The 3,327-nt window shown below is 67.5% G+C and carries 2 protein-coding genes; both read left to right on the top strand.

Translation table 11 applies throughout. The features are described from left to right. The first annotated feature begins 43 nt into the window (after positions 1-43). On the top strand, positions 44-1,693 hold the full coding sequence (gene pgi, locus VML93_RS11090) for a glucose-6-phosphate isomerase (protein ID WP_325610506.1): 1,650 nt from the start codon (positions 44-46) through the stop codon (positions 1,691-1,693). An 82-nt stretch (positions 1,694-1,775) separates the two neighbouring features. Beyond that, positions 1,776-3,327, top strand: a 1,552-nt coding sequence (locus VML93_RS11095) for an AAA family ATPase (protein WP_325610508.1), incomplete at its 3' end; no start/stop codon positions are given.

The following is a 3,327-nucleotide window of genomic DNA, read 5'->3' on the forward strand; positions in this document are numbered from 1 at the left end:
AGCGGGTGCTCGGCGCCGGGTAATTCGCACTAGGGTCGAACCCATGACCTCCGACATCACCGCCACCCCGGCGTGGGACGCGCTGCGCAAGCATCACGAACAGATCGGACAAACCCACCTACGCCAGTTCTTCGCCGACGACCCCGAGCGCGGCCGCGAGCTCACCGTCACCGTCGGCGACCTCTACATCGACTACAGCAAACACCGCATCACCCGCGAGACGCTGGGGCTGCTGGTTGACCTGGCCCGCGCGGCCCACCTGGAAGAGCGCCGCTCGGAGATGTTCTCCGGTGCCCACATCAACACCTCGGAGGACCGCGCGGTGCTGCACACCGCGCTGCGGCTGCCGCGCGACGCCGAGCTGACGGTCGACGGCCAGAACGTCGTCGCCGACGTGCACGCCGTTTTGGACGCGATGGGCGACTTCACCGACCGGCTGCGCAGCGGCGAATGGACCGGCGCCACCAGGCAAAGGATCAAGACCGTCGTCAACATCGGCATCGGCGGCTCAGACCTGGGTCCGGTGATGGTGTACCAGGCGCTGCGTCACTACGCCGACGCGGGTATCTCGGCGCGCTTCGTCTCCAACGTCGACCCCGCCGACCTGATCGCGGCCCTGGCCGACTTAGATCCTGCCACAACACTTTTCATTGTCGCATCCAAGACGTTCTCCACGCTGGAGACGCTGACCAATGCGACTGCGGCGCGCCGCTGGCTGACCGAGGCTTTGGGCGACGCGGCGGTGTCGAAGCATTTCGTCGCGGTCTCCACCAACAAGCGTCTGGTCGACAGCTTCGGCATCAACACCGACAACATGTTCGGCTTCTGGGACTGGGTCGGCGGGCGCTATTCGGTCGATTCGGCCATCGGGCTGTCGGTGATGGCCGTCATCGGCCGGGAGGCCTTCGCCGACTTCCTCTCCGGGTTCCACATCGTCGACGAGCACTTCCGGACCGCGCCGCTGGAGTCCAATGCGCCTGCGCTGCTTGGCCTTATCGGCCTGTGGTACTCCAACTTCTTCGACGCGCAATCGCGCGCGGTACTGCCGTATTCCAACGACCTGGCACGTTTCGCGGCATATCTGCAGCAGCTGACCATGGAATCCAACGGCAAGTCGGTGCGCGCCGACGGTACCCCGGTGACCACCGACACCGGTGAAATCTTTTGGGGCGAACCAGGAACCAACGGCCAGCATGCTTTCTACCAGTTGCTGCATCAGGGCACCCGGTTGGTGCCGGCCGATTTCCTCGGCTTTTCTCAGCCGCTCGACGACCTGCCCACCGTCGAGGGCACCGGCAGCATGCACGACCTGCTGATGAGCAACTTCTTCGCGCAGACCCAGGTGCTGGCGTTCGGCAAGACCGCCGAGGAGATCGCCGCCGAAGGTACCCCCGCCGACGTGGTGCCGCACAAGGTGATGCCCGGCAACCGGCCGACGACGTCGATCCTGGCAAACCGCTTGACGCCGTCGGTAGTGGGCCAGTTGATCGCGCTCTACGAGCATCAGGTGTTCACCGAGGGCGTGATCTGGGGCATCGACTCGTTCGACCAGTGGGGTGTGGAGCTGGGCAAGACGCAGGCCAAGGCGTTGCTTCCGGTGATCACCGGCGACGGGTCGCCGGCCAAGCAGTCGGACAGCTCGACCGACGCGCTGGTGCGGCGCTACCGCACCGAACGCGGGCGCGCGGGCTAAGCAGCGCGGTCCGAAGACTCTGTATCGACAGCGGCTCTTCGATATGGCGGACATCGTTGACCAGCGGTGACACCATACTGACATGGACCCCGGCGGGGACGGCGACCGTTTGCTGAGCGCGACGCCGCTGATCTGCGGCTCGTGCGGCGCGCGGTCAGGCCCGACGGCCAACTTCTGCAGCGGCTGCGGTGCGCGCCTCACGCCGGCCACCCGATCGGCGGAGTACAAGCAGGTGACGGTGCTATTCGCCGACGTGGTGCACTCGATGGACATCGCGGCCGTGCTCGACATCGAGCGGTTACGCGACATCATGACCGATGTCGTGCAGCGGTCAGCGGCGGCGGTGCAGCGCTACGGCGGCACCGTGGAACACACGGGTGACGGGGTGATGGCGCTGTTCGGCGCCCCAGTTGCGTTGGAGGATCACGCTTTTCGCGCATGTCTGGCTGCGCTCGCCATCCAGGTGGAGGCCAACCGGCTGGCCGCCGAAGTGCAAAGCCGCGATGGCGTGGCGCTGCGGGTGCGGGTGGGGCTGAATTCGGGCCGGGTGATCGCCGGTGAGATCGGTCTGGGGTACGCCGCGACCGGCGAACCAGTCGGACTGGCCCAGCGGATGGAATCCGCAGCACCCCCGGGCGCGGTGATGCTGTCAGAGTCGACCGCGCGGCTGGTCGGGCAGACCGTGCTGCTGGGCGAACCGGAAATGGTGCGCATCAAAGGCTCCGACGAACCCGTGCGCGCCCGCCGGCTGCTGGCGATCAACGCACGCGATGGTCGGGTCGGACGGGGGGAGGCCAGCCTGGTCGGCCGGCGCTGGGAGATGGCGGCCCTAAACGCCTTGGTGGAGCGCGCGATCGGTGGCCGCGGTGGCGTCGTCACGGTGGTGGGACTGCCAGGTATCGGCAAGAGCCGGGTGGCCCGCGAGGTGGCTGCGCGGGCCGCCGCTCGCGGAGTCGAGGTGTATTGGTCCTTCTGCGAGTCGCATGCTCGTGACGTCTCGTTCCACGCCCTGACCGGATTGCTGCGGGCGGCCCTCGGGGTCAATGACCTCTACGGCCACGCCGCGCGCTCGCGGGTGCGGGCCGCCGTGTCCCCCGATGCCGATCCGCAGGATCTGCTGCTGCTTGATGATCTGCTCGGCATCGCCGACCCCGAGATACCCCTGCCGCAAATCGACCCGGATGCGCGGCGACGCCGGTTGACCGCACTGATCAACACCGCTGCGCTGGCGCGCACCCAACCGGCGCTGTACCTGATCGAGGATGCGCACTGGATCGATGCGGTCAGCGAGTCGATGCTGGCCGGTTTCCTCACCGTCGTTACACGTACCCCGTCGATGGTGCTGATCACGTTCCGCCCCGAATACCAGGGGGCGCTGACGCGGGTGCCCGGCGCCCAAACGATAGCGCTTGCCCCACTCGGTGATTCGGATACCGCGGTGCTGATCGGTGAGTTACTGGGGCCGGATCCCTCGGTCGCCGAGCTGGCGGCGGTCATCGCCGAGCGGGCCGCCGGCAACCCGTTTTTCGCCGAGGAAATGGTGCGCGAGTTGGTGCAGCGCGGAGTGCTGGCCGGTGCGCACGGTGGCTACCTCTGTTCGGCGAGTGTCGCCGACGTCAACGTGCCGGCCACGG

The sequence above is a fragment of the Mycobacterium sp. genome, from assembly GCF_035499775.1.
Lineage (GTDB): Bacteria > Actinomycetota > Actinomycetes > Mycobacteriales > Mycobacteriaceae > Mycobacterium.

What these genes read in the sequence shown, in the direction of transcription:
- pgi (WP_325610506.1), top strand. Translation starts at nt 44, where the DNA reads ATGACCTCCGACATCACCGCCACCCCGGCGTGGGACGCGCTGCGCAAG.